This window comes from Raoultella sp., assembly GCF_039594335.1.
Lineage (GTDB): Bacteria > Pseudomonadota > Gammaproteobacteria > Enterobacterales > Enterobacteriaceae > Klebsiella.
Map to the genome: position 1 here is coordinate 23160 of NZ_JBCNNS010000023.1, position 25247 is coordinate 48406.

At 53.6% G+C, this 25247-nt stretch carries 26 protein-coding genes; 7 read left to right on the forward strand and 19 right to left on the reverse strand.

Features of this window, described 5'->3' with window-relative positions; genetic code table 11:
- Positions 1-2: 2 nt before the first annotated feature.
- The 7 genes from ACZAHD_RS06140 to ACZAHD_RS06170 form a co-directional block, all read right to left on the reverse strand.
- Positions 3-503, reverse strand: coding sequence for a pyridoxamine 5'-phosphate oxidase family protein (locus ACZAHD_RS06140; protein WP_462455987.1), 501 nt, complete (start codon positions 501-503; stop codon positions 3-5).
- Positions 500-934: a hypothetical protein gene (locus tag ACZAHD_RS06145; RefSeq protein ID WP_462455988.1), complete on the reverse strand. Its 435-nt coding sequence runs from the start codon at positions 932-934 to the stop codon at positions 500-502. Before ACZAHD_RS06145 ends, ACZAHD_RS06140 begins: the two co-directional genes overlap by 4 nt.
- Positions 935-988: 54 nt before the next feature.
- Positions 989-2377, reverse strand: a complete 1389-nt coding sequence (anfK, locus tag ACZAHD_RS06150) for a Fe-only nitrogenase subunit beta (protein ID WP_368763468.1) — start codon at positions 2375-2377, stop codon at positions 989-991.
- A gap of 12 nt (positions 2378-2389) precedes the next feature.
- On the reverse strand, positions 2390-2734 hold the full coding sequence (gene anfG / locus ACZAHD_RS06155) for a Fe-only nitrogenase subunit delta (RefSeq protein ID WP_368763469.1): 345 nt from the start codon (positions 2732-2734) through the stop codon (positions 2390-2392).
- Positions 2731-4302 (reverse strand): nitrogenase iron-iron protein, alpha chain, encoded by a 1572-nt coding sequence (gene anfD / locus ACZAHD_RS06160; protein ID WP_368763470.1) that lies wholly within the window; start codon positions 4300-4302, stop codon positions 2731-2733. The genes anfG and anfD overlap by 4 nt, the downstream gene beginning before the upstream one ends.
- Positions 4303-4360: 58 nt before the next feature.
- Entirely contained in the window at positions 4361-5188 is an 828-nt protein-coding gene (nifH, locus tag ACZAHD_RS06165; protein WP_462455989.1) for a nitrogenase iron protein, read from the reverse strand.
- 729 nt (positions 5189-5917) lie between these two features.
- Positions 5918-6826: a LysR family transcriptional regulator gene (locus ACZAHD_RS06170; protein WP_462455990.1), complete on the reverse strand. Its 909-nt coding sequence runs from the start codon at positions 6824-6826 to the stop codon at positions 5918-5920.
- Between the two features lie 97 nt (positions 6827-6923).
- Here ACZAHD_RS06170 and ACZAHD_RS06175 point away from each other — a divergent pair, with 97 nt between their 5' ends.
- A complete protein-coding gene (locus ACZAHD_RS06175; RefSeq protein WP_462455991.1) occupies positions 6924-7907 on the forward strand; it encodes an NAD-dependent epimerase/dehydratase family protein in 984 nt (327 codons plus the stop codon).
- A gap of 220 nt (positions 7908-8127) precedes the next feature.
- Positions 8128-8439 carry an antibiotic biosynthesis monooxygenase gene (locus ACZAHD_RS06180; RefSeq protein ID WP_462455992.1) on the forward strand — a complete coding sequence of 104 codons (312 nt, stop codon included), beginning with the start codon at positions 8128-8130 and terminating at the stop codon, positions 8437-8439.
- A gap of 381 nt (positions 8440-8820) precedes the next feature.
- Here ACZAHD_RS06180 and ACZAHD_RS06185 read toward each other — a convergent pair whose 3' ends face one another.
- Both ACZAHD_RS06185 and ACZAHD_RS06190 read right to left on the reverse strand, forming a co-directional pair.
- Positions 8821-10086, reverse strand: coding sequence for a Y-family DNA polymerase (locus ACZAHD_RS06185; RefSeq protein ID WP_462455993.1), 1266 nt, complete (start codon positions 10084-10086; stop codon positions 8821-8823).
- A 2-nt stretch (positions 10087-10088) separates the two neighbouring features.
- The gene (locus ACZAHD_RS06190) at positions 10089-10508 is read right to left on the reverse strand and encodes a translesion error-prone DNA polymerase V autoproteolytic subunit (RefSeq protein ID WP_462455994.1); all 420 of its coding nucleotides are present in this window, start codon (positions 10506-10508) and stop codon (positions 10089-10091) included.
- A gap of 412 nt (positions 10509-10920) precedes the next feature.
- Between ACZAHD_RS06190 and ACZAHD_RS06195 the strand changes: the two genes are divergently transcribed.
- Both ACZAHD_RS06195 and ACZAHD_RS06200 read left to right on the forward strand, forming a co-directional pair.
- A complete protein-coding gene (locus ACZAHD_RS06195; RefSeq protein ID WP_462455995.1) occupies positions 10921-11115 on the forward strand; it encodes a hypothetical protein in 195 nt (64 codons plus the stop codon).
- A 504-nt stretch (positions 11116-11619) separates the two neighbouring features.
- A complete protein-coding gene (locus tag ACZAHD_RS06200; RefSeq protein WP_137056547.1) occupies positions 11620-11739 on the forward strand; it encodes a small membrane protein in 120 nt (39 codons plus the stop codon).
- A gap of 1306 nt (positions 11740-13045) precedes the next feature.
- On the opposite strand, the gene ACZAHD_RS06205 is transcribed toward ACZAHD_RS06200, so the two are convergent.
- Positions 13046-14665, reverse strand: a complete 1620-nt coding sequence (locus ACZAHD_RS06205; protein ID WP_462455996.1) for a peptide ABC transporter substrate-binding protein — start codon at positions 14663-14665, stop codon at positions 13046-13048.
- A 188-nt stretch (positions 14666-14853) separates the two neighbouring features.
- On the opposite strand from ACZAHD_RS06205, the gene mpaA reads away from it, so the two are divergent.
- Positions 14854-15567 carry a murein tripeptide amidase MpaA gene (mpaA, locus tag ACZAHD_RS06210; protein WP_015584551.1) on the forward strand — a complete coding sequence of 238 codons (714 nt, stop codon included), beginning with the start codon at positions 14854-14856 and terminating at the stop codon, positions 15565-15567.
- Here the strand turns inward: mpaA and ycjG are convergent.
- Complete coding sequence (ycjG, locus tag ACZAHD_RS06215; protein ID WP_462455997.1) at positions 15558-16523, reverse strand: L-Ala-D/L-Glu epimerase; 966 nt, start codon at positions 16521-16523, stop codon at positions 15558-15560. The two genes, mpaA and ycjG, sit on opposite strands and share 10 nt — an antisense overlap.
- Positions 16524-16626: 103 nt before the next feature.
- On the opposite strand from ycjG, the gene tpx reads away from it, so the two are divergent.
- A complete protein-coding gene (gene tpx, locus ACZAHD_RS06220) occupies positions 16627-17133 on the forward strand; it encodes a thiol peroxidase (RefSeq protein WP_462455998.1) in 507 nt (168 codons plus the stop codon).
- Positions 17134-17210: 77 nt separating this feature from the next.
- Here tpx and ACZAHD_RS06225 read toward each other — a convergent pair whose 3' ends face one another.
- The 8 genes from ACZAHD_RS06225 to pspA all read right to left on the reverse strand — a co-directional run bounded on the left by ACZAHD_RS06225 (position 17211) and on the right by pspA (position 24422).
- Positions 17211-18266 (reverse strand): AbrB family transcriptional regulator, encoded by a 1056-nt coding sequence (locus ACZAHD_RS06225; protein WP_462455999.1) that lies wholly within the window; start codon positions 18264-18266, stop codon positions 17211-17213.
- A 112-nt stretch (positions 18267-18378) separates the two neighbouring features.
- Positions 18379-19920 (reverse strand): transcriptional regulator TyrR, encoded by a 1542-nt coding sequence (tyrR, locus tag ACZAHD_RS06230; protein ID WP_462456000.1) that lies wholly within the window; start codon positions 19918-19920, stop codon positions 18379-18381.
- 197 nt (positions 19921-20117) lie between these two features.
- The gene (locus ACZAHD_RS06235; RefSeq protein ID WP_462456001.1) at positions 20118-21179 is read right to left on the reverse strand and encodes a TIGR01620 family protein; all 1062 of its coding nucleotides are present in this window, start codon (positions 21177-21179) and stop codon (positions 20118-20120) included.
- The gene (locus ACZAHD_RS06240; protein ID WP_462456002.1) at positions 21176-22573 is read right to left on the reverse strand and encodes a YcjX family GTP-binding protein; all 1398 of its coding nucleotides are present in this window, start codon (positions 22571-22573) and stop codon (positions 21176-21178) included. Before ACZAHD_RS06240 ends, ACZAHD_RS06235 begins: the two co-directional genes overlap by 4 nt.
- A 215-nt stretch (positions 22574-22788) precedes the next feature.
- Positions 22789-23007: a phage shock protein PspD gene (gene pspD, locus ACZAHD_RS06245; protein WP_462456003.1), complete on the reverse strand. Its 219-nt coding sequence runs from the start codon at positions 23005-23007 to the stop codon at positions 22789-22791.
- A 19-nt stretch (positions 23008-23026) separates the two neighbouring features.
- Positions 23027-23386, reverse strand: coding sequence for an envelope stress response membrane protein PspC (pspC, locus tag ACZAHD_RS06250; RefSeq protein WP_100683883.1), 360 nt, complete (start codon positions 23384-23386; stop codon positions 23027-23029).
- A complete protein-coding gene (gene pspB / locus ACZAHD_RS06255; protein WP_100683884.1) occupies positions 23386-23610 on the reverse strand; it encodes an envelope stress response membrane protein PspB in 225 nt (74 codons plus the stop codon). Before pspB ends, pspC begins: the two co-directional genes overlap by 1 nt.
- 146 nt (positions 23611-23756) lie before the next feature.
- Complete coding sequence (gene pspA, locus ACZAHD_RS06260; RefSeq protein ID WP_462456004.1) at positions 23757-24422, reverse strand: phage shock protein PspA; 666 nt, start codon at positions 24420-24422, stop codon at positions 23757-23759.
- Positions 24423-24584: 162 nt separating this feature from the next.
- On the opposite strand from pspA, the gene ACZAHD_RS06265 reads away from it, so the two are divergent.
- The coding region (locus ACZAHD_RS06265) for a sigma 54-interacting transcriptional regulator (protein WP_462456005.1) at positions 24585-25247 on the forward strand (663 nt) is incomplete at its 3' end.

A 25247-nucleotide genomic window follows, 5' to 3' on the forward strand; every position in this document is an offset into this window, starting at 1 on the left:
GCTCAAAACCCATGTTGTTTACCCTTCATCGACGTAATATCGATGCGAATTACCTGCGTTGCCGTCAAATTTGCCGCCGGAAAGGTGAAGATTTTCTCCGTAAAACGCGCCATCAACTGATGCAGCATGGCGATTTTTTCCGCATCGTCCTGAACGAAACTCGCCGTGCCGAGGCCAATGACCGTGCGATGCCGGGCCTCAAAATTACAGGCCAGTTCATCTTCGATAATCCCGCCATAGTGGGTGATGGCAAAGCAGATGGCCGGGTTCTTTTTCATGATCTCAATCTTGCTGCCGCCACGCGCGGAGTGGAAATAGAGAGAGGTGCCGTTCCAGACATAGAACACCGGCAGTACAAAGGGCACGTCATCGCTGGATAAGGCGATATACATCACCCGCTGCTGGGTGAGAATGGTATCGATATCTGCCGGGTCGCAAATCTCACGCTCATCGCGGCGCATTTCGCCGTGCGGGTGGCCTGGCGGCATAAAGGTTTGCATCATCGCGTTTTCTCCACGGGGATGCCGGTCAAGCGCGCCTGGTCTGCATGGATCAGCGTGTCGATGGCGTCGCAGATAGCAAGAATGCGTACTTTGTCTTCGTCATTCGGCGTGCCGTGATGGTAGTCATCAATCGAGCAGATACCAAAAATGCTATCCAGCGCATGAATATCGTCACGCAGTGTAGCGTCGATTTGGGTTTTACCTTCCACACTGCGTAACAGGCTGCGGTAGTTATGGTTCATCGGCATTTCGCCATGCAGCGCGCACAGGGCGATGAGATAGCACTCCACGGCTATCGCCGCAACGTTGAAAACCAGGCTTGCCGATGAGGTCTGATTGACCAGAAGCCGCGCACGGCGGTGATAGCCGCAGGCATGTTCATAGCAGCGGGCGAAGCGCTGCTCCTCACTCTCAAACAGTAATGTGGACATAGCCTTATCCTGTGTATGACCGGGGCGAACCCCGGTCGGGTGGGATGTCGGGGATTACCAGACGTTGAGGATCCACTCTTTGTTTTTCTTGTATTCCATATCGGTAAACAGCGAGTTCGCCATTTGTTCCGCCAGCCAGATGGCCCCGGCATAACCCACCACCGGATGGCGGTAGTGCCCTGCGCGGTCGTAGGTGGGAAAGCCCACGCGGACCATCGGGATCTGGTTGTCGATGGCGGTAAAACGCCCTTTCGAGTGACCGAGAATCAAATCCAGCTCAATCTCTCCTGAGGTAATGCGCTTTTCCATTTCCCACAGATCCGCGTTGGTGATGATCTCCATTTTGTATGCCACCTGCTGTTGCAGCGCCTGAATACGCGGGTCCTTATCGTAGCTGGCGTTGTCATCCCCCAGCAGCAGCAGAACCGGCTTCATCTCCAGGTCGAGGCAGAATTCCGCCAGGCCCACCACCAGGTCCGGGTTGCCGTAAATCGCCACCTTCTTATCGGCCAGGAACATATGTACCAGGTCGGTCAGCGCATCAAGAGCGATCCCACGCTCACGAACCAGCGACGCCGGAATAGGTTTGCCGGTCAGCGTTTTCAGGTTATGCAGGAAGGTATCGGTGTTACGAATACCAATCGGCGTCGGGCCAATCAGTGCCGGAACCTCGAAGGTTTCCTCCAGATAACGGGCCGCTTTTGCCCCTTCGTAACGGTTCAGGGCAAGGGTTGCACTGGCATTCGCGGTATCCACCAAATCGGCAATGGTGGTGTTGCCGTGGGACACATGGTTGCCGGACGGCATCAGCGGCGAGTCGAACGCTTCGATTTCAAACAACACCGTCGCATCGATATCCATCTCTGCCAACAGGTGCTTCAATGCCGTCACATCGCCAGGGTTAACCCAGCCGGTGATAAGGTTGATTTTGCCGTTCGGTTCCCCTTTGCGGGCAAAATATTTCACCATGTCACGGACCGCCAGGTCGTAGCCGCTGATCATACTGCCCACAAAGCTCGGGGTGTGGATTGGAATCAGGTGTACTTCACGCCCGGCATATTTCTCTTTGAGCAAGCCGTCGTTGAGTTTGCGCACGACTCCGTCAACGTCATCGCCAATCACCTCGGTCGAGCAGGTCGTGATGATTGGGATGACTTTAACGTGCGGATAACGCATCAGCAGCACATCCACCGCTTGTTCAACCCGATCCAGCGCGCCAAAAACCGCTCCATCTTCGTGAACCGACGACGAGGCGATCTCGAAGCTCTCTTTCAGGTGCTGCGAAATCAGCAGACGGACAAACATCACGCAGCCCTGGCCGCCGTGGACAATGCCAATACAGTCTTTAATACCGATGCTGACATACTGCGCCCCGGCAGGCTGACAGGTAAAAATGGGGTTGATGACCCCGGTGCGATCTTTCGCTTTTAATTCACAAGACATGGTCAGCCCCTTTTAGTAGCGCTTATCGGTTAATTCCGCATTCAGCGAACCGGTAATCGTCAGGTAATCCAGGCGTTCATGCAGCGCCGTCATTAGCGTAGCGATCGCCTCTTTGGTCATGGTCTGCAACCACGTAAAACGCGCACGATACGCATCTGCCAACACCATGGCGTCAACCCAGTAGCAACGATCCGCAGGGGTTTCCAGCGTCACCGGCTCATCGCACAGCAACTCACGCGCTTTCCCCAGCACACCTGCATTTTGTTTTTCACGATCCCAGTTGCGGGAGTGAAACTGCCACAGGCAGTGCTTCATGATGTAGTCGATCATCAGCTCAACTTTTTCATCCTGAGTCATACGGCCTCCTGACGGCTCGCTGCTTCGCCGGAGAAATCCGGGTATGCACGCTGACGTAATTTCGTGACGCTGTCGTAGCCGCCGGTGTATTCACGCATCCGATCGCTGTTACGTACGTCTTCACTCAGTCCAACATCAGAGATCATGCGCGCCGTCGAGAAGCCCTGGTCTGCCGGGATCTGATCCTGGCTGATGTCGAGTTTTGCCAGTTGATGGATTGGCGAGTAGATGGCGTTATAGATATCGCGCGCAAAACGCACCCAGCCTTCGAAGCCTTTGTAAGGGCCGTTGTGATAAGCGTGCGCGTTCAGATACGGCACGCGAATTTTCTTCGCCACTTCGCCAGGACGTTTGCCGGTGAAGATGACATCCGGTTTCAGCTTGTACATCGCTTCCAGCGACTCGAGTTCGTTAGGATCGTCGATGGCCAGCGCCCCGGCCTCACAACGGGCGATGCCTTTTTCCATATCCCCCTGATGGCCGAATTTTGTGTAGACCGACACCACCTCCACGCCCATCTCTTCATGGATAACGTGCGCCCAGTGCCACAACTTCGACCCACCCGGCCAAAGGCAGACTTTCTTGCCTTTCAGACGCTCTTTGTACCAGTCCAGTTCCGGTTTCCAGCGCGCGACTTCTTCGTCGATGATCGCCTGTGCGCGATCTTCAATACCGAAAAACAGGCCGATTTTGCGCAGGGAGTCCGACAGCGGGCCGAAACCAAAACCGTCGATATCCAGACGTGGAATGCCGTAGCGCACTCGCAGTTCGTTGCAGATGTACTCGGCGGACCGGGCGCATTCCAGCACGTTGAGCTGTGCTTTGTGCATCGCGCGCAAGTCGTCATAGGAGCCGTTGCCAGTAAACGTGGAGAGTACCTGAATACCCATGCGCTTGAAGAAATCCACCATCACTTCCTGGTCGCCCTGGATGTTATATTCACCTACATAGTTGATGACGTAGTCGCTGGTGATCACCGGTTCGACCGTCCCGACTTTTTGGTTAATCCAGGCGATATTGATTTTGTGATGCCCGCCAGACTGGCTTGGGCCCGCAAATCCCGGAGAGTTACAGACGAAGATGTCCACTTCCGGCCGCTCGTCCATCACCTCTTGTGCAATGGCCGCAATATCATCCCCGATTAACGCCGAGGCGCAGGTCTGATAAATAGTCATGCGGTTAATATTGGGGTGTGCGTCAAAGGCTTCGATAATATTTTTCTTGAGCACTTTTTCCGCCCCGAAAACGATATGTTTTTCTTTCATATCGGTGGCAAACGTATATTTCAGCTGAAAGTTGTCGTTATCACTGATATAACGCTTGGTTTGCCAGGTATCATAGGTACAACCGACCGGTCCATGACTAATATGGATCACATCTTTCATCGGTGTACCGATGACATGCTTGGCGCCACAATAAGCACAGCCACGTTCTGAAATGGTCCCCGGAATGGTATTTAAATATCCCAGCGGTAAAGCTGAGGTGATATCTTCATCCGGCCCTTTTACAACGGCATGCTGTTTGCGCTCAGGAATGCATTTACTGCACTCAAACTCATGGTAAGGCATAATATCTCCCCCATCCGGGAAATGTGGCTGTTAACAGGAAAATTAAAGCAGGCGCGAATTAATCCATCATGCCGTATTTAACCACCATTTTTTCCAGCTGATCCATCGATAATGGCCGCGGAATCACAAAATCTTCGTTTTCAACAATCTTGCGGCCCAGCTCACGATATTCCTGTGCCTGGTTAGCTTCCGGATCAAATTCCGTCACAGTTTTTTTATTGAATTCCGCCTTTTGCACAATATTGTCGCGCGGGACAAAGTGAATCATTTTGGTGCCAATCGCGGCAGTAAACTCTTCCAGAAACTCTTTCTCACCGTCGACATTACGACTGTTACAGATGATGCCGCCCAGACGTACTCCGCTCTGCTTCGCGTACTTCACCAACCCTTTGCAGATATTATTGGCGGCATAAATCGCCATCATTTCGCCGGATGCCACAATATAAACTTCCTGTGCTTTACCATCGCGAATCGGCATAGCGAACCCACCACACACAACGTCCCCCAGAACGTCGAAGAAAATAAAGTCGAGATCGTCAGTGTAGGCTTTATTATCTTCCATCAGATCAATCGCGGTAATAACCCCACGACCGGCACAACCCACTCCAGGTTCCGGGCCACCGGATTCCACACAGCGGATATCAAAACATCCTGTTTTCACCACCATTTCATTAGTGATTTTCTCCGCCCCTTGATCGCGAAGAATATCCATCAAGGTCTCTTGCGGTTTCCCGCCAAGAATAAGACGTGTGGAGTCTGCTTTTGGATCGCAGCCGTGAATAAACACTTTTTTACCGTGGAAGTAAGCGAGCGCGGCAGCGGTATTTTGCGTGGTCGTCGATTTACCGATCCCCCCTTTACCGTAAATAGCCAACTTGCGAGTCATGTTATTTCCTCATGTATTGAATGAAAATAAAAGTTCGTTCATGAATGTGCATAAAAGGAATTGCAATTGCGGGGCCAAATATGCCGAAACGCAACTTACAAGTGGGTTAAAAAACACGATAAAAGACTTTTTGATTGAAAAGTAAGGGGTTATTTTTTATCCCCGAGGTGTGCACAATGACAAAGAAGACGATATCCGGAGGGCGACAGGAAAATAAAGTGTACATCTGCGAACTATTGCATCCAGGAACGTACTTTGAGGGTAAAAACGGCAATTTTTATCCTCTGCGGGGCTTTGTTCAATCAGTCTGACTCGGGATGAGCATCCCCGTAACGAGCGATGACTCTCAAGGCATCGTCTCCCTTCTGGTATCAGCTACCCCCAGCCGAGGCCCCTATTCAAGACGTCGGCGGCGTTTTCCCCTACGGTGTGGACATCATTTTGATAAACAAGAAGAAAAGCGTCACTTCCAGTGACTTTATTGCACCATGCATTTTTTGCGTCAGTCATCATTTTAGAGCCCTGCACAGTAGTGTGATGATTTATGATTTCTAACCTGGCGGTTCCTCAGGCATGTGGTGCCCTCTCTGCATGCATTGATCTGAACGTAACGAATAGACGCAATGTGCGATGTTAATGAACCCGTTTCAGGGAATGAGAACAGAGAGGACCTTGATTACCAACGGCCTCAACGAAGCTTTGATAATGTCACAGGGTCATACGGGGAGATCACGGTTTCGCCTTCGCGATATAAGCCCGTAAACCCTCGGCAAGAATATCGAATACCGTTTTACAAGCCTTGCTATGGCGAAGGTCTTCATGCATTACCAGCCAGGTGTCAAGATGAAAGGCAAAAAAATCAGGCATCAATCTCTGTAGCGGAACAGGAAAGCCGGCCAGTTGAACCTGGCATATACCAATGCCGGCGCCAGCGCGAATAAGGTTCAGCTGCGCCACATCACTGTCAGTGCGCACGGTAAACAGTTCACGATTCAACTGAGGATAGTGTTTCAGTGCCTGTAAAATAAAGGGCGTTATTTTATCAAAGCCCACCAGCGTATGCGTGAACAACGCTTCCATACTCTCCGGTGCGCCATGCCGTGCCAGATAGGAAGGTGCAGCATGCAGACCAATTTCAATACTGCCCATCCGACGTGCAATCAGTTGCTCCTGCACGGGCCTGGTCATGCGTACTGCAATATCCGCTTCCCGGTTTAATAAATCCTGAATGCGGTTAGATAAAACCAGTTCAATGGTAACCTGCGGGTACTCCTTTTTAATTTGCGCAATAAGGGGAGGCAGAACTTCTGTGCCGATAATTTCGCTCGCAGAAATCCGCACCACGCCACGCAATCCGGCGGTGTGGGTGCTGAAGCTGGCAGCCGATCGCTCAATCATACTGGCCGTGTTTTCCATCGCTTGCGCATGGCCTTGCAGCGCAACTGCGGCATCGGTGGGCTGCAGACCCGCCTGAGAGCGTGTAAACAACACCAGGCCAAGTGCTGATTCCAGTGCCGCCACATGGCGCCCCGCTGTGGGCTGGGTAATAGCAAGCACACGGGCAGCCCCCGACAGAGAACCTTCTTTCATCACCGTCAGGAAGGTTCGATACCATTCCCATGGAATGTTTAGTTTCATACAAAAATGCATACCTGCTATCTGATGTCATGCAATTACATTTAGCTCGCGCAGGCATTACGCTGTCAAGCAGCAGACATCAGGCAAAGGTAAAATAATGAAAAGCAAAAACAAGGTACTCATACTGGGTGCAACAGGCGGAATCGGTAGCGAAATCGCCCGTAAACTCATCCGCGAAAAATGGCACGTTCATGCCTTGCGCCGCAACGCCCTGCACAATGAAGACTCCGGAAGTGTGACGTGGATAAGCGGTGATGCGCTGAATGCAGAGCGGGTCGCGTCTGCCGCGTCAGGGTGCAGTGTGATTGTTCACGCCGTTAATCCGCCGGGCTATCGAAACTGGGAACAACTGGTTTTGCCCATGTTACATAACACTATATATGCAGCAGAGCGAAATGGCGCATTAATCGTTCTTCCGGGCACCGTTTACAACTACGGGCCGGACGCCTTTCCACTGCTGCGGGAAGACTCTCCCCAAAATCCCGTCACCCGAAAAGGGGCTATACGGGTGCAAATGGAGAAGGCGCTGTTAGCCTATGCGCAGCGTGGCGGAAAGGTGCTGATTCTGCGGGCAGGTGACTTCTTTGGCCCTGACGCAGGCAATAACTGGTTTTCACAGGGATGGATCAAACCGGGACACCCCCCGCGGATCATTAAAAACCCGGGGCAAGCCGGAACAGGCCATCAGTGGGCCTGGCTGCCTGACGTCGCAGAGACGCTTGCGGCACTGTTGACGCGTCGGGATCAACTCGAGCCGTTTGCCTGTTTTCATCTGCGTGGACACTGGGATGCCGATGGTACGGCGATGGCCACGGCCATACAACATGTCGCGCAACTTACCGGGGTTCAGGCGAAGATAAAATCGTTTCCCTGGTGGCTCATCTTTGCGATGTCACCTTTCAATACCACGCTGCATGAAATGTTGGAGATGCGATATTTATGGCAACAGCCAATACGGATGGACAATGCAAAACTGATCGATTTTCTGGGCTATGAACCGCATACCCCCCTTATTGAGGCCGTACACAAGACTTTAATTGGTCTGGGCTGTATTCATCATGCGGTAGCAACGCGTTCATGAGCGAACCAGGGGAGTATTTTTACGTCCGCACCTGACCCGAAGCGAACAACGCCAGGGAACATGTCGTTTACGGTGAGCGAGGAGCAAACCTACAGGAAAGACTCGCGACTGTTAATCAGGATAAATATTGTGCGGGCTGCGTAAGTACACGCCTTAAATTGCACAACAAGATATCTTTAGGTGGTATGGTTATATTCTGTCGTTAACAGAGGAAAAGCTAATGATTGTAAGGACCTGGCACGGTTGTGTTCCGCTTAAGCATGCAGAAGGTTTTGCGAATCATCTTCAGAGAACAGGTGTGGAGCACTCAAGGAGTATCGAGGGCAACAGAGGTGCGTTTGTGCGCAGGGAAACCCAAGGCGACCAGGAGCATTTCTTTCTGGCGACTTACTGGCAGGATTTACAGTCGGTAAAAGCCTTTGCAGGAGAAAACTATCACGTCGCGGTGACTTATCCCGATGACGAAGAATTTGAACTACTTTCCGATCCCTACGTTTTTCAGCATGTTGTAGACGCCATTTCACCGCTTTAGCTTCATTTCCGGGGCAACCTGTCGGTGCCACGGAATGGGTATAACCTGGCAAAAAGTCTACCTTTCGGCGCTCGCTTCTGGCACAGAAGCGACTGCCCGCGTCCTCTTCACTCCGTTTATCAACCTTATCAGGTCACCAGGAATCTCCCTCCCCTTCGACGCATCAGCCAGCCACCGGCATGCCTTAAGCGCGGGAGCAGAAGTCATCCGCAAAGCGCTCTCAATGAAATCACAACGCTCAGCATGCCATCAAAAAGAGTCCCGGTCCGGGTCAGGTGCTCCGCTCAATCGCAAAATATCCCCCAACCGGGCTAAGTAATGCCACTCATCGCACTATCGCTGATGAAAAGCAGCTAGCGATAGGTAATGAACTGAGAAGTATCACTTAACCGTAAGCAGATCGGCATATCGCGTGGTGTATCGCGGCGAAAGCATTTCCCGTTTCATCCGCCACTGCGGCTGGATTCCCTGTCCGGCGAAATAAAGCGTTTCACGCCCCGCTTTGGCGTTAAGACGATCCAACACCTCCATCAGCTTCTGGCTGTTGTGTCGCGGTGCATTTTCATCGAACAGGCTAAGCTGCGCCACCCCCTGGCTGTAAAAGTCACCCAGAATGACCCCGCCTTTCTGATACCGCTGGCCGTCTTTCCAGATGGCATCCAGACAGCGCATCGCCGCACCGATAATGTCCCGGCTGTCCTGGGTCGGCGTCTGCAGTTTAAAGGATGCGCTGTTGCTGTAATACGGTTCGTTGTGCGCAAAGGGCGAGGTTTTAACAAACGCGGAGATGAAGCGGCAATATTGATGCTCGCTACGCAGTTTCTCCGCAGCCCGGGTCGCATAGCTGCAAATCGCCTGCCGCATCTCGTCGTATTCCACGACGTAGTGGCTGAAGGAACGGGAGCAGATAATCTCCTGCTTGAGCGGGGGAAACTCTTCCAGTTCAAGACATGGCTCGCCGCGTAGTTCACGCACGGTTCTCTCCAGCACAACGTTGAAATGCTTTCTAATAAAGTGAATATCGGCGTCTGCCAACTGCAATACGCTCTTGATGCCCAGTCCTTCCAGTTTTTTCGCAATCCGCCGACCTACGCCCCAGACATCATCGACACATAATGTCGCCATGAGTTTCCTCTGACGTTCAATGTTTGACAGATCGACCACCCCTCCGGTCTGCCGTTGCCATTTTTTTGCCGCATAGTTTGCCAGTTTGGCCAGGGTTTTGGTCTGGGCGATACCCACACCAACCGTCAGATGGGTGCGTTGCAGAACCGTGGCTCTGATTTCGCGCCCAAACTCGGTCAGATCGCGACAGTTACGCACGCCGGTAAGATCACAAAAAATCTCATCAATAGAGTATATTTCACAGCGGGGAGACATCTCCTCGATCGTGGTCATCACCCGATTGGACATATCGGCATAGAGTTCATAGTTGCTACTGAAGCAAGTCACCCTGTGGCGCCTGAAAAGATCTTTCAGTTTGAAGTACGGTTCACCTGTTTTCACCAGCGATTGCGCTTCGGCAGAACGCGCAATAACGCACCCGTCATTATTGGATAACACGACCACCGGCCGCCCCTTCAGGTCCGGGCGAAAAACGGTTTCACAGGAGGCATAAAACGCATTCACATCGCACAGCGCAAACATGCTCAGCTCGCAGACTTCACGATGTAGGTCACCACCCCGAAAATGTCCAGCCGATCGTCGCGGCCAATCACGATCGGGGAACAGGCGCTGTTTTCAGGCTTAAGCATCACGACGGGATGCAGTTGCAGACGCTTAACGGTAAATTCGCCATCAACCGCAGCAATAACGATATTTCCATGCTCAGCCTGACGGGAACTATCCACCACCAGCAAATCCCCTTCGCCAATTCCGGCTTCGATCATTGAATCGCCGGTGGATTTTACAAAATAGGTCGCGCTCGGGTGCTGAATCAGCAGTTCATTCAGATCAATGCGCCGCTCAACATAATCCTGTGCCGGGCTGGGAAAGCCACATGGAACAAGATCGCTGAACAGAGGCAATGCCACTATCTGATGTCGGTCGGCAGGTGTGGAAAACAGCATGATAGTCACCATTAAAAAAACTGTATATGTATACAGTATTATCAATCGATGATAGAAATCAAGAGCTGGCTGAGTGATAACGGAGTACTGGCTGTGTATCCCTCTGATTTAATAACGACTCTTTTTGCTTATAAGGACAGGTCCCGGGACGCAGGGCAAGACAAGGAGAAAAACCGGGCGATAGCGTCGGCCAGCACAACAAGATATGTCACTCTCAAATAGACTCTCCCGGCCCTCCACAGACAGAACCATCGGCAGTAGAAATGACCAGAAAATTGCCAAAGAGTAGGTCGCATCTCTGGAAATTTCCGCCGGTTGGGAGGAGGATAGTCTCTGTGAAGCCGCCCGTTATGGGCCATCGCCATCCCCACCATACCGGTGATGCACCCGACATACTGAACTGGAGATTCTTATGTATTACACGTTAGGAGATACTACCCTCCACTTTTATCGCTATCAGTGCCGCTTCTACGTCGCCCACTGGGACGGCGGTAATGTAATGAGCGATAAGTTCAAGCAGTTCATTGAGTTGATTACCGAAAAAACGGGTATTGATTCTAAGCGCATTGAAGCCGCTGCGCGGGACTACTTCAATAACGTGGACTGATGACGCCCGGAATCCGCATACGTTTTTATTCCGCCGTCGGACACAGTAACCCGGTGAACGTTTATGGATGAACAACCCGCCGTCCTCCGCTAACCCAGGGCTATCGCGCGCGTATTGTGCTAAACAGTCCGCTTCAGCAGGCCTCCCGCGAGGTCTGCATTCTCATTTTTGACTAAAACTCCCGGTTCGCCGTCAGATTGCTATTTCCATTGAGTTATTAATTAGATATCGCCTGCTATCGGCCTCTTTTCTCTGCTTGCCTGTCTCACAGGCAAACCATAGCGCACCCGGCATTTTTGAGCGAAAAACCCATTATCAATAAAAATATAATTCTGTAATTAATGTTATTAATAGCACAAAAAACCAATTAAAAGACTGGAAAAGAATTAAAAAAACTTTTCTTGCATTCCGTTAAAATATTTAGTTAGGATTTTTCTTAATCCTGGAGTACATTCGCTTTTATAAAAGCAAGAATATCCATAAACTTCTCGGGGACTAAACCACATGGCGAACTTATTCTTTTTAGTATTAGCTATCGTACTGCTTTTGGTTGCTGTTTTTTCTCTCGTTTCCTATATCAAAGACAGAAAAAAGCAGCAGTTTACGTTCAAAAAAAGACGTTAATAACAAAACCAGGCAGGAGAGAGACATTCGTAAACTTTCGAGAATAAATTTAACTTAATGATCGATAGTCTGACATGACCCGTTTAACGCGATACCTCAGCAAAAGTTGACGTCGCTGTAAGTGTCCAGGTCATGCATATTAGCAATATTATGCATAAGAAAATCAAATTAATAATACTGTATTAATAAGATTTAAATTTCTTGCGGGTTAATCAAGATCGTTATTTAACGACCTTATCAACACTGAAAGGTGATTGATGCTGACAGGCCGTATCGAGAAATTAACATGCTGTTTGCCCCTCGGTGGTCTGCCGCAGACCACCGAGTTCACTCGCCGATGCCATCCCCCGCGCTTTCTCCCATGAATGCTGTGCGAATGCCAGGTCATTTCATGGTCCGAACCGTCAGTGTATCGCCAATTTACGCTACCTTTACCGATGTTGGCAATGGCAGTCAGCAGCTCATAAAACAAATTATAAAATCAACATAACTTTCACCTCGCCGTTATTTATTAATTACAGAGAGCTCCCTTTCCTCAACGTCACTACGGCGACTACGGCGGCCACTTTTGTTTAAAATAAAACAAAATAAGACTATGACAAAACATCAATTCGTTGTTGAACAGGATTCTTATTATCAAGCAATCTCTTTATCATATTTTACCCTGAACATTTATTGTCAACACTAAATGAATTAAATTTCACTTAATCTAAAAAACATTTATTCCAGACTCGCCATAATAAAATTAACTGGCGACATCATCTTGACAGAAATAGTGGCGGGTGAGTTTTCTTTATGTCATGCCCCCCTAAATAACAGCAGCGACGCCGCCAGAATTTTCATCATTCACTCGCAAAAGGGGGCTGGTTATAAAAAGTCCGTTTTCTGACTGCATTAAAGGATTCGTTGTCATTTATGGAAAAATTCACTTATCAATATCAAAAATTCATTGAAAAAACACTGAAGATTAACAGCATAAAACCACATATAAATCAGTATCATGATAATTCAGAAGATGCTTTGACTGCCGGTGTAACTCGGTCCCTGCGATACAACTAACCTTTCTCTGTGCCATCAGCATCAGATTCAATACGTCCAATATCGCCAAAAAGTTAAGCAGGAATCAGAAGACGGTATTTTCACACAAAAAATATAATAAATAACTTTAACCTCGCCAACAAACAGGATCTGCAAAATTTTGCAAACCGGTTTGCCCGAAAAAAGAGAGCCATCGTGGTGAATCAATATTGCCAAAAAATCAGGGCGCGAATAACGGCGCCCCGGCTAAACGGTACTGAGGTAAGCATTACGGGTGCTTCACGATATACATCGTACGGCTATAGGCAACATCTTCCGGATTATTAATCGGATACCCTTTCAGCCACGGCTTAATCAAACGCCCGTTGGTATACTGATAAATCGGAGCAACCGGCGCTTTACTCATGATGATTTTTTCCGCCGCATTGTAATCATCATTGCGCGCTTTATCCGAGGTTTCCAGCGCCGCCTGGCTCATAATCTTGTCATAAGCCGGGTCGTTAAAACGGGAAATATTTCCGCTGTGGGTCGAGGTCAGCAGCGACAGGAAAGTGGAAGGTTCATTGTAATCTCCTATCCACGAAGCGCGAATGACATCAAAATTACCGGTATTACGGCTATCGATATAGGTTTTCCACTCCTGATTCTGCAACTTCACCTCCACGCCGAGATTCTTTTTCCACATCGAAGCAACCGCAATCGCGATTTTCTGGTGGTTTTCCGAAGTGTTATACAACAGTGTCAACTGCAGCGGACGACCGGGACCGTATCCCGCCGCCTGCAATAGCGCTTTGGCCTGAGCATTCAACTCAGCCTGGCTCATGCTTTCCATCTGCGACGGCTGCGGTATAAACCCGGCCGTCACGTCCGGCGTAAAATGCCAGGCCGGTTTTTCGCCGGTGCCCAGTATCTTCTCCGCCATCAGACGACGATCGATAGTCATGCTCAGCGCCAGACGCACACGCTCATCGGCGGTGGGGCCTTTCTGAGTATTAAAGGCGTAGTAATAGGTTCCCAGCTGTGGCGGTGTATACACCTGGCCCGGAATATCCTTCAGCAATTTCTGATACAGATTTTTCGGGAAAGACTCGGTGATATCAATATCGCCGGCCAGATAGCGCTTCGTTGCCGAGGACTCCTGATTGATCGGGACAAAAGTCACCTGCTGAATGACCGTTTTGGCATTATCCCAATAGTGGCTGTTCGGCACGACCACCAGTTTTTCGTTAACCACGCGATCTTTTAAAACGTAAGCACCGTTGCCGATAAGATTGCCCGGACGCGTCCAGTTGGCACCGCTCTCGACGTTGGCTTTCTGTACCGGATAAAACGCGAAGCTGGCCGTCAGGTTACTGAACCACGGCAGCGGTTTATCCAGCTGCACGCGCAGAGTACGCGTGTCCACGGCGGTAACGCCCAGCGTCTGCGGCGCCGCTTTACCGTCGATAATATTTTGCGCGTTGCTGATCCCCGCCAGCGCGGCAAACCAGGCGAAAGGTGACGTGGTTTTCGGGTCGACCAGACGCTGCCAGCTATAGACAAAATCCTGTGCTGTCACCGGTGAACCATCGGACCAGCGCGCGTCATCACGCAGCGTAAACGTCCAGACGCGGTTATCATTACTCTGCCAGCGGGTCGCTACGCCAGGGATAATATTGCCTTTCGCATCCTGGTTGACTAAACCTTCAAAAAGATCGCGAATCACCTGAATTTCCGGCAGACCAACGGCTTTAGCGGGATCTAATGATGCGGGTTCATCTTTAATGTGCCGTACCAACACCTGCTTTTCGGCTAATACAGTTCCCTGAGGAACATCCGCCGCCCAGGCAAGAGAAGAAACGCTGGCTAACCACAGCGTGCCGCATGTCAATGTGACAGGATACTTCATGAGATCCCCTTTAAAATAAAAAAACAGAGCTGGCAGAGCGATAATTATTTGTTTCATCACCTGAAATTGCAAACGGCTTGTGATAGAAAATTGACATGTCTACTGATTTAACCGTCTCAGGAAACGATTTGATTCCGGGACGCTTTTACACAACACTGCAGAAAATAACCTGCTAACAGGATGCCCCTATGCCCGTCTCCCGTCCTCGCCCCCTGCGCGGCGCCTTTCCACCCGGTACGCAGCGCTATGGCCAGTCACATCTTGGCGCGCCGCTGCTCTGGTTTCCCGCACCGCTGGCAGACAGCCGCAGCGGCCTGATTCTTGCCGGTACCCACGGTGATGAAAACTCATCGATCGTGACGCTCTCCTGTGCGCTACGCACCCTGAAACCGGAATTACGCCGCCATCACGTCGTGCTGGCGGTGAATCCCGATGGCTGTCAACTGGGGCTGCGGGCCAACGCCCGCGGCGTCGATCTGAACCGTAACTTTCCCGCGGCAAACTGGAAAGAAGGGGAAACGGTGTATCGCTGGAATAGCGCGGCAGAACAGCGCGACGTGGTACTGCTGACCGGTGAAAAACCCGGTTCAGAACCGGAGACGCAGGCACTGTGCCAGCTGATCCATCAGATCCACCCGGCGTGGGTCGTCTCCTTCCACGATCCGCTGGCCTGCATTGAAGATCCCGGCCACAGCGAGCTGGGACAGTGGCTGGCCGACGCTTTTGCCCTGCCGCTGGTCGGCAGCGTCGGTTACGAAACCCCCGGTTCTTTTGGCAGCTGGTGCGCCGATATTGGCCTGCCCTGCATCACCGCCGAGTTTCCGCCCATCTCGGCCGACGAAGCCACGGAAAAGCATCTGTCAGCGATGATGGATCTGTTGCGCTGGCACGCTCAGAGATGAAGTACGCCAGTGCTGAAATGCAGCGCCGGCTCAACATCCACCGCCAGCCAGGTTGGGCCATCCAGATCGGCGAAACGCGCCAGCGGCGCCAGCGGGAGCGCCGCTGAAATGGCCCGCGACGTGCAGAGCATGCAACCCAGCATGCGTTCAAATCCCAGCTCCCCGGCCTCCTGCGCCAGAAACAGCGCTTCGGTCAAACCGCCGGTTTTATCTAGCTTAATATTCACCATCTCATAGCGCCCGCGCAGCTGCGGCAGGCTATCACGGGTGTGGCAGCTCTCGTCGGCACAGATGGGTAGCGGGTGAATAAAATTTTCCAGTGCGTCGTCGGCATCCGCCGGAAGCGGCTGTTCGAGCATGGCCACGCCGATATCCGCCAGCAGCTGGCAGCGCGCCGCCAGGCCATCGCCTGACCAGGATTCATTGGCATCCACTATCAGTGTCGCCTGCGGCACCACGTTGCGAATAGCAATCAGCCGTTCGCTGATCAGATGATTATCCAGTTTCACCTTCAGCAGCCGGGCGCCCTTCTCCCACAGCGCGGCGGCGCTGGCCGCCATCTGTTCCGGGGGGCCGATCACCACCGTTTGTGCCGTCACCACCTGATTGGGGAGCCCAATGCCCAGCAGTTGAGGAATCGTTTTCCCGACGCGACGGGCCTGCAGATCCCACAGCGCGCAATCTACAGCGTTACGCGCTGCCCCGGCCGGCAGCAGATGCTGGAGCTGTTCGCGGGTCATGCCGCTTTCTAACTGCTCCCCGATGGTGAGGATCTGCGCCATGACCGACGCGATACTCTCACCATAGCGCGGGTACGGCGTACACTCTCCAACCCCTTTTACGCCGTCCTCTTCAATTTCCACCACCACCACCTTCGCCTCGCTGCGACTGCCGCGGGCAATCACAAAAGGCGTATGTAACGGCCAGGCTTCTTCATATACTCGCAGGTTTCGCATTCCCAGGTTCCTCCAGGGGAAACATTAAATAGGATTTGCCGTGGCGATAACGGATGTCATACACTACTTGTGACGTTAACTATATGTAAACAGGAAGATAAACATGTCACAAACCGTGCATTTCCAGGGCAACCCCGTTTCTGTTCAGGGCACCATTCCGCAAGCTGGCGCTACCGCACAGCCGTTTACGCTGGTCGCCAAAGATCTCTCTGACGTCGCGCTGAGCCAGTTCGCCGGCAAACGTAAAGTACTGAATATTTTCCCGAGCATTGATACCGGCGTCTGCGCGGCATCGGTTCGTAAATTTAACCAACTGGCCTCCGGACTGGATAACACCGTTGTACTGTGCATCTCTGCCGACCTGCCGTTCGCCCAGTCTCGCTTCTGTGGCGCGGAAGGCCTGAACAATGTCGTCACGCTATCCACGCTGCGCGCTCCGCAGTTCCTCGCCGATTACGGCGTCGCGATTGCAGCCGGTCCGCTGGCGGGTCTGGCGGCGCGTGCGGTGGTGGTTGTTGATGAAAATGACCAGGTTGTTTACAGCCAACTGGTGAACGAAATCACCGAAGAGCCGGACTACGATGCGGCCCTGGCTTCGCTGAAAGGCTAAGACCACAAGCTCTACCGGAAGGCCGCGTCACCGCCAGCCTTCCGGCTACCTCAAGCCTCCGTTGTCCGGAGGCTTGTTTATTTCTGCGGCGCATAACGCGAGATAAAACGCGCAATCATTGGGCCGGTCAGCAAAATGGTAAACAAGCGCAACGTCTGCATCGCCATAATAAACGACATATCCGCCCGCGTACCGGCGGCAATGATCGCCACCGTATCCAGCCCACCGGGGCTTGTCGCCAGATAAGCGGTCATAAAATCGATCGGCAGCACCCGGGTAACCCCCAGCGCCATCAACGCACAAATCACAATCAGGCCGATAATGGCGGCGATAATCTGCGGCAGCGTCTTCAGGGCCAGCAGGAAGATCTCTTTATTAAACTTTAGCCCAACACTCCAGCCAATGGCGGCATACGCCAGCGCCAGCAGCCATTCCGGCAACTCCAGCATCCACCAGCCCTCTCCCTGCACCACCGCACCCGCCAGCATCGGGAATAGCATCGCGCCGGACGGGAAACGCATTCTCAGCCCCAGCCATCCCGCAACGACCGTCAACAACAGGGTCCACGGCAGTTGCCACGTCACTGGCGGAAACCAGACGATCTGCTGGGTCATCGCCTGCGCATCACCGCCCAGGGCAAAACGCACCACCAGCGCCGCCGCGCCCGCGACAAACAGCACCCGCAGATACTGCATCAGAGCCACCAGCCGCACGTCGGCGCCATACTCTTGCGCCATCACCACCATGGCCGACGCCCCGCCGGGCGAACAGCCCCATGCGCCGGTCGCGCCGGGTAGTGCGCTATAGCGCACCAGCAGCCACCCCGTCAGGGCGCTAACGGCAAGTGTGGAGAAGAGGATAAGCAGCACCAGTGGCCAGTGCCCGATGAGGACGCTAAAAATAGCGGGGGTTAACGTACGGGCAATCATGCAGCCGATAATAGCCTGAGCGGCAATAAAAAACGGGCGCGGAACGCGAATGGTCGCCCCGCGCAGACTCAACGTTATCCCGGCGATCATCGGCCCCAGCAGCAATGCCGCAGGCAGGTGCAGTCCGAACAGAACCCCAGAGAGTCCGGCAGAGAATCCCAGCAGTTTCATCCACTGAAGCAGATGACCCGGCGAAGTTGACATCCGTATTCCTGAAAAAGATGAAGAAAACTGAGTATATACAGAAGCGGGCGAAAGGCTGAAGCCCCTATGGCACCCGATTGTCACCGGCCGCCTGAGGCGCCGGTGACAGCGCCTACTCTTCGCCTTTCTTCTGGCTTAGACCGTATTCACGTAGCTTGTTGGCGATCGCGGTATGCGATACGCCGAGGCGCTTCGCCAGCTTACGGGTGCTCGGAAAGCTGCGATAAAGCTGAGTAAGCACCGAGCGTTCAAAGCGACGCGTAATATCATCCAGCGACCCTTCCATCGCCTCTTCACCAACCGGTAGCGAGGCCACATCGTGATCCGGCAACAGAATATCCTGCGGACGCATCTCATAGCCTTCCAGCTGGGTCAACGCGCGGTAAACTGCGTTCTTCAGCTGGCGAACGTTGCCAGGCCAGCTATAGCGAGTCAACACCGTACTAAGGTCGGCGGAAAGTTTCGGCCGCGGGATCCCCTGCTCGTCGGCAAACCGGGAAACAAACAGCTCCGTCAGCGGAATGATATCCTGCGGACAGTCGCGCAGCGGCGGCAGATAGAGGGTGAGCACGTTGAGGCGGTAGTAAAGATCCTCGCGGAATAACCCCTTCTGCACCAGCTCCACCAGATTTTTCTGTGTCGCGCAGATGACCCGCACGTCGACGTGAACTTCGTGATCTTCCCCGACGCGACGGAAGGTACCATCATTGAGAAAACGCAGCAGTTTGGTCTGCATTCGCGGCGACATTTCGCCGATTTCATCCAGCAGGACCGAGCCGCCGTTCGCCTGCTCAAAGAAGCCTTTTTTACCCTGAATGGCGTCACCAAACAGTTCGCTTTCCACCGCGTCTTCCGGAATGGAGCCACAGTTCAGCGCCAGATAGGGTTTGTTTGCCCGCGGGCTGGCGAGGTGGCAGGCGTGGGCGAGTAAATCTTTGCCGGTTCCGGTATCACCGACGATCAGCAGCGGCGCGCTGAGCATCGCCAGCTTGCGGGCTTGTTCGACGACATGGCGCATTTTCGGGCCGACAGCGAGAATTTGGCTGAAGGCACTGGTATCCTGCGTCGTCATGGTTTGTAGTTGACGCCCCATCCGGACGGTGGAACGCAGCATCGCCACCGCACCGGTCAGAACCCGTTCGCCGTGTTCGCCTTCAAGATAGACCGGGGTGATTTCCAGCACGAAGTTCTGACCGTTAACCACCACATGTTCGCTATGCGACTCCTGCGGGCTGCTTTCCAGCCAGCGCTGGATGTTAAAATCGGTAATTAACTGGGCGACCGGATGATTGCGCAGCCGCTCCTGACTTTGCGCAAACAGCTGGCAACTGGCAGGATTCGCCAGTTCAACCTTACCTTTGGTGTCCAGCGACAGCACTGGTTCCGGCATTGCCACCAGCAGCGCGCTGAGCGCCAGGTGTTCACGTTCCGAGGGCATCCACGACACGGTACGCACGTCGGTCACGCCAGCGATCCGGCGGATTTCCGCCATCAGACTGCTGAAGCTGGCAAACTCCAGCTCGGCAAAATTAAGATAAATTCGGCCAATGGGATCAATGTCAATGCCGCGCAGATCGATACCGCGGAGCACCAGCAAATCAAGCAATTCACGAGTCAGACCAAGACGGTCTTCACAAAAGACTTCAAGACGCATGGGAGTATTCACCCTAAAAAGGCCAATGACGGATGAATAATAGGACAGTTATTTGCTGGCGTGAAGATAGCTGTCAACAATTATTGACAGTGTGGCGGAAAAATGGCCGCTATGGTGTAAAGATATCCGTTCAAAGCCCCGACAGCCGGGGGATAGATGCTAAAACCGCCGTTCCGCCGGCGGTTATCAAAAGGCGATCAGGTTTGCGGGCCGGTTTTACTTTTTTGCAGCGTCTCTTTCAACTGACCAATCAGTTCACGACGGAAATCGCCCAGCCGCGGTTTGTCGTCAGCGATCCACGGTAGCGGGCGGCACAGCTCCATTGCTTTAATCCCCAGACGCGCCGTGAGCAGACCAGCACCAATCCCCTGCGCTGCACGAGCCGAGAGTCTGGCCGCCAGGTCCTGCGACATCCAGTCCATGCCCACTTCACGCACCAGTTCGCTGGCGCCAGCAAAGGCGATATTCAGCAGCACCCGTCGGAACAGACGCAGACGGCTGTAATAACCCAGCTCAATACCATACAGCGTGGCGATGCGGTTGATCAGGCGTAAATTACGCCAGGCGATAAAGGCCATATCCACCAGTGCCAGCGGGCTGACGGCGATCATCAGCGTGGACTCCGCCGCCGAACGGCTGATTTCCCGCCGCGCCTGAGCATCGAGCACCGGCTGCACCAGTTGCGCATACAGGCTGACCACTTCCCGGTCGTTTTGCGTTTCATGAATCGCCGCATACCAGCGCTGCAGCGCAGGGTGTGCCTGATCCAGCCCGGCCTGCTGCGCCAGTTTCTCGCAAAAGGCACGCCCTTTTCCGACCGCATGACTGTGCATCAAATCCCGCGCCTCATCGCGCTCGTGGGCCCGCTGGCGCAGGCGCCACAGCCGCCGCCATTCGGTCGCGACCGACCCGACACCGGCACCGACCATCAGCGCTCCCGCCGCACAGCCGCCCAGCGCAATCCAGTCCTGGGTTTGCCAGGCGCTCATTGTCCACTGTACGCCCTGCGCCACGACGCTGGCGCCAAAAATAGCCAGACCGGCGCTGACCATGCGTCGCCATAAACTCCGTTTCGGCCGCAGAACCGATTCGACTACCGCTTCTGCCGCCCCCTCGTCTTCCTCCTGCGCATCGACGCGTGCCGGAGCAAATTTCGCCGCCTCTGCGCCGTCAAAGGCACGGGCTGATTTCAGCGCCGCCATTTGCTCCGCTTCCAGCGGACCGTCGAAGTCAATACGCGGTTTTAAGGGTTCGCTCATCGCAATTTATCTCCGATCAAAAATTCAAGCGCGGCATCCAGGCGGATATGCGGCAGCGGCTTATCGACGTCCATCACCTGCGGACGGAAATTCTCAAACTGAAACCCCTGCTGCTGCCAGAACGCCTGTCCCGGCAACCGGGCCGGAACCTCTCCGGGGTAGACAGTCAGCGGCTGACCATCGCTCAGGCGGTTTCCACGTAGTGCGGGAATCTTCTCGCCGTTAACCTCAATCAACCCGCTCTGCGTTGCCTGAATCGATGCCAGCCCCAGACAATCCATACTGATGCCTTCGAACGCGGCATTCTGCCAGGCGTCCTGAATCAGCTGCTGCAGCAGAGAAACCATATTGCCGTGCTGATCGACGGTGACGTGATCGGCTTTGGTCGCGGCAAACAGCAGCTTGTCGATCACCGGGGAAAACAAACGGCGGAACAGGGTTCGCTGACCGTAATGGAAGCTCTGCATCAGCTGAGTCAGCGCCAGGCGCATATCGTTGAAGGCCTGCGGGCCGCTGTTCAGCGGCTGCAGGCAGTCCACCAGCACGATCTGGCGGTCAAAGCGCAGGAAGTGGTCTTTGTAAAAGCCCTTAACCACTTTTTCGCAGTAATATTTAAAGCGTTCACGCAGCATCCCGGCGTTGCTGTGTTTATCCGCCTGGGCCAGTTTCGCTTCGCCGATCGCATCCACATCCGGCCAGGGGAAAAATTGCAGGGCTGGCGCCCCGGCCATATCCCCCGGCAGCACAAAGCGCCCCGGCTGAATAAAGTGCAGCCCTTCTCGTTTGCAGGCATGCAGATACTCTGTCCACGCGGCGGCAATTTCCGCCAGACGGTTTTCATCCGCCGGCGCCAGTGGGTCCAGCCCATCACAGAGCTGACGCCAGCGGGCTGACCACGCCTCACGCTGCCCTTGCAGCAGGCCGGTCATCTGCCGCGACCAACTGAGGTAGTCCTGCGCCAGCATCGGTAAATCAAGCAGCCACTCGCCCGGGTAATCGACGATCTCCAGGTACAGCGTGGAGGTCTCTTTAAAATGGCGGAGCAGCGATTCGCTGGAGCGATAACGCAGCGCCAGACGAATTTCGCTTACCCCGCGGGTCGGCGTCGGCCAGACCGGCGGCGAACCGTACAGCTGCGCCAACCCTTCGTCATAGGTAAAACGCGGAATGCCGAAATCTTGCTGCGGAACCCGTTTAACACCAAGCAGGCGCTCTTCTCTCACTGCGCTAAGCAACGGCAGGCGCGCCCCGGAGTGAATATTCAACAGTTGATTGACCAGCGCGGTGATAAAGGCGGTTTTACCGCTGCGGCTCAGACCCGTGACCGCCAGACGCAGATGGCGGTCAACACCGCGGTTCAGCAGCGCATTGAATTCAGTTTTGAATCGCTTCATTGCCATCCTGTTATGCTCTGAAGGAAAGTGCTTTGATTATAAGCTATTAGATGAGGATAAGTTGAAAGATTCCCGCTCGCGCTGCGGGAGATTGACGGCTGATGCCCTTCGCCTCAGTCGCTGCGCGCGATGCTCGCGCAGGCACGCCTGCGCGAGCACACTCCGTCCGTCCCGTGGACGTCGGTACGATACGCCTGGCGCATCGCCTCGATAGATCATTTCATCCCGCGGGCAAAACGGTTGGCCAGACGGCTGAGCAACGGTTCCAGCGCCACCGCGAGCAACATTTTTAACGGCCGACGCGCCACCGATTTCACCGCCCAGCCGGCAACGCCCGCCGGACCATAGCGTAACGCGGTCAGCAGAACCAGCCTGCCCGCAATTTTGAGACCGGGTTTCACTTTTTGCCCCGCCTGCTGCCATTTCATGTTCATGCGTGACCTCATATTTCAGTTAGAGCTGGCGAAAACGGCTACGTAGCGTAAAGGTATCAGACGTGACATAGCGTTCCATTTCGCGCAGGCGGCGTTCGCTGGCCGCCAGCTCTTGATCCGCCGCGGCCAGCAGTTCGCCGCTGGTCGGCATTTTCTCGCCGTACAATTCACTTTCCGGCATCGGATCGAGAGCGAATGTCAGGATGATGTACGCCACCACCACAAAGAAAAACAGGCCAAAGATCATCGCCAGCACGGTAATCAGTCGAACCAGCTTGACCGGCACATCCAGATACTGCGCGATACCGGCGCAAACGCCTTTTACCATGCCGCGCTGCGGCACGCGCCACAGTTTTTTATTCAGATCCAGTCCGCCCATTATTTGTCTCTCCAGTTCGGATGTTCGGCATCAAGAATGTCTTCCAGCGTCTGAATACGTTCGCGCATGCGCTTTGCATCGTCGGTCAGTTGCAGCAAACGCTGCTGTTCATTCTGCGATAAGTTGCCGCTCGCGGTGCGGTTGTTGTAGTGCAGCCAAAGCCAGACCGGCAAAACGAACAGCACGAACAGCGTCAGGGGTATGGCAATAAAAAGCGTACTCATGTGTACTCCTTACAGTGAGTGAACTGCGGCGCATGGCAGCGCCGCAACGCGTTATCCTTCAGAACGTCGGGACACCGGGTCACGGCCGACATTAGCCGCAACCGCCGGACCCGGCCCACCGGTCCTGAGGGCGCTGGCGTATGCCATTAGTTGTTTTGGTTCATTTTACTTTTCAACGCCGCCAGCTGTGCACTGATTTCATCATCCGCTTTCAGGTCGGCAAACTGCTGATCCAGCGTTTTCTGTTTGCCAAAACCATGGCTTTCCGCTTCGGCTTCCATATGATCGATGCGGCGTTCAAAGGATTCAAAACGCGCCATCGCTTCATCAATTTTACCGCTATCCAACTGACGACGAACATCGCGGGAAGAGCTGGCTGCCTGATGACGTAGCGTCAGCGCCTGCTGGCGAGCGCGGGTTTCACTCAGTTTATTCTCCAGCTCAGCTATCTCTTTTTTCATGCGCGTCAGCGTTTCATCAACCATCTGCGCTTCATTTTCCAGACTGCCGATAAGATCGGTGAGCTTTTGTTTTTCGATAAGCGCGGCACGCGCCAGATCTTCTTTGTCTTTACGCAGCGCCAGTTCAGCTTTTTCCTGCCACTCGGCCTGCTGGGCAAGCGCTTGTTCAATTCGGCGGCTCAGTTGTTTCTTTTCCGCCAGCGCACGCGCCGAGGTTGAACGCACTTCGACCAGCGTATCCTCCATCTCCTGGATCATCAGGCGAACCAGCTTCTGCGGATCTTCCGCTTTCTCCAGCAGGGAGTTGATGTTAGCGTTCACGATGTCGGCAAAACGAGAAAAAATACCCATAACGTTGATCCTCATAGTTCTGATTTCAGGCGGTGGCCTGTGATGATACTTACGTTGATTAATACAAATTCTGTGCCAAATTTTTATCCTGTTGATTTTAAAAGGAGTGATTGTTATCTGCACAACGGGTTGCTAGAGTAACCTGGTGAATCACACGATTAAATGGCGAATTTCATCATGGCGGAATACAAGGATAACCTGCTCGGAGAAGCGAACAGCTTTCTCGAGGTACTGGAACAAGTGTCGCGGCTGGCGCCGCTGGACAAACCGGTGCTGGTCATTGGTGAGCGCGGTACCGGTAAAGAGCTTATCGCCAACCGCCTGCACTTTCTCTCTTCGCGCTGGCAGGGACCGTTCATCTCCCTCAACTGCGCGGCGCTGAATGAAAATCTGCTGGATAGCGAACTGTTTGGCCATGAAGCCGGCGCATTTACCGGCGCCAGTAAGCGTCATCCAGGGCGCTTTGAGCGCGCCGACGGCGGAACCCTGTTTCTGGATGAACTGGCGACAGCGCCGATGCTGGTACAGGAAAAGCTGCTGCGGGTGATTGAATATGGCGAACTGGAGCGTGTGGGCGGCAGTCAGCCGCTGCAGGTCAACGTGCGCCTGGTTTGTGCCACCAACGCTGACCTGCCGCAGATGGTTGAGGACAGCCATTTTCGCGCCGACCTTCTCGACCGCCTCGCCTTCGATGTGGTACAGCTTCCGCCGCTGCGCGACAGACAGAGCGACATTATGCTGCTGGCAAATCAGTTTGCTATCCAGATGTGTCGTGAACTGGGGCTGCCGCTGTTTCCCGGTTTCAGCGACCGCGCCAGCGAAACA

Coding starts and splice junctions, on each gene's coding strand:
- ACZAHD_RS06190 (WP_462455994.1), bottom strand. CDS start 10,508: ATGCTGTTTTCCACACCTGCCGACCGACATCAGATAGTGGCATTGCCT.
- ACZAHD_RS06200 (WP_137056547.1), top strand. CDS start 11,620: ATGGCGAACTTATTCTTTTTAGTATTAGCTATCGTACTGCTTTTGGTT.
- tpx (WP_462455998.1), top strand. CDS start 16,627: ATGTCACAAACCGTGCATTTCCAGGGCAACCCCGTTTCTGTTCAGGGC.
- ACZAHD_RS06170 (WP_462455990.1), bottom strand. CDS start 6,826: ATGAAACTAAACATTCCATGGGAATGGTATCGAACCTTCCTGACGGTG.
- mpaA (WP_015584551.1), top strand. CDS start 14,854: ATGCCCGTCTCCCGTCCTCGCCCCCTGCGCGGCGCCTTTCCACCCGGT.
- ACZAHD_RS06205 (WP_462455996.1), bottom strand. CDS start 14,665: ATGAAGTATCCTGTCACATTGACATGCGGCACGCTGTGGTTAGCCAGC.
- ACZAHD_RS06175 (WP_462455991.1), top strand. CDS start 6,924: ATGAAAAGCAAAAACAAGGTACTCATACTGGGTGCAACAGGCGGAATC.
- anfG (WP_368763469.1), bottom strand. CDS start 2,734: ATGACTCAGGATGAAAAAGTTGAGCTGATGATCGACTACATCATGAAG.
- nifH (WP_462455989.1), bottom strand. CDS start 5,188: ATGACTCGCAAGTTGGCTATTTACGGTAAAGGGGGGATCGGTAAATCG.
- pspC (WP_100683883.1), bottom strand. CDS start 23,386: ATGGGCGGACTGGATCTGAATAAAAAACTGTGGCGCGTGCCGCAGCGC.
- anfK (WP_368763468.1), bottom strand. CDS start 2,377: ATGTCTTGTGAATTAAAAGCGAAAGATCGCACCGGGGTCATCAACCCC.
- ACZAHD_RS06225 (WP_462455999.1), bottom strand. CDS start 18,266: ATGTCAACTTCGCCGGGTCATCTGCTTCAGTGGATGAAACTGCTGGGA.
- anfD (WP_368763470.1), bottom strand. CDS start 4,302: ATGCCTTACCATGAGTTTGAGTGCAGTAAATGCATTCCTGAGCGCAAA.
- ACZAHD_RS06140 (WP_462455987.1), bottom strand. CDS start 503: ATGATGCAAACCTTTATGCCGCCAGGCCACCCGCACGGCGAAATGCGC.
- tyrR (WP_462456000.1), bottom strand. CDS start 19,920: ATGCGTCTTGAAGTCTTTTGTGAAGACCGTCTTGGTCTGACTCGTGAA.
- pspB (WP_100683884.1), bottom strand. CDS start 23,610: ATGAGTACGCTTTTTATTGCCATACCCCTGACGCTGTTCGTGCTGTTC.
- ACZAHD_RS06145 (WP_462455988.1), bottom strand. CDS start 934: ATGTCCACATTACTGTTTGAGAGTGAGGAGCAGCGCTTCGCCCGCTGC.
- ACZAHD_RS06235 (WP_462456001.1), bottom strand. CDS start 21,179: ATGAGCGAACCCTTAAAACCGCGTATTGACTTCGACGGTCCGCTGGAA.
- ACZAHD_RS06180 (WP_462455992.1), top strand. CDS start 8,128: ATGATTGTAAGGACCTGGCACGGTTGTGTTCCGCTTAAGCATGCAGAA.
- pspA (WP_462456004.1), bottom strand. CDS start 24,422: ATGGGTATTTTTTCTCGTTTTGCCGACATCGTGAACGCTAACATCAAC.
- ACZAHD_RS06195 (WP_462455995.1), top strand. CDS start 10,921: ATGTATTACACGTTAGGAGATACTACCCTCCACTTTTATCGCTATCAG.
- ACZAHD_RS06240 (WP_462456002.1), bottom strand. CDS start 22,573: ATGAAGCGATTCAAAACTGAATTCAATGCGCTGCTGAACCGCGGTGTT.
- pspD (WP_462456003.1), bottom strand. CDS start 23,007: ATGAACATGAAATGGCAGCAGGCGGGGCAAAAAGTGAAACCCGGTCTC.
- ycjG (WP_462455997.1), bottom strand. CDS start 16,523: ATGCGAAACCTGCGAGTATATGAAGAAGCCTGGCCGTTACATACGCCT.
- ACZAHD_RS06185 (WP_462455993.1), bottom strand. CDS start 10,086: ATGTTTGCGCTGTGCGATGTGAATGCGTTTTATGCCTCCTGTGAAACC.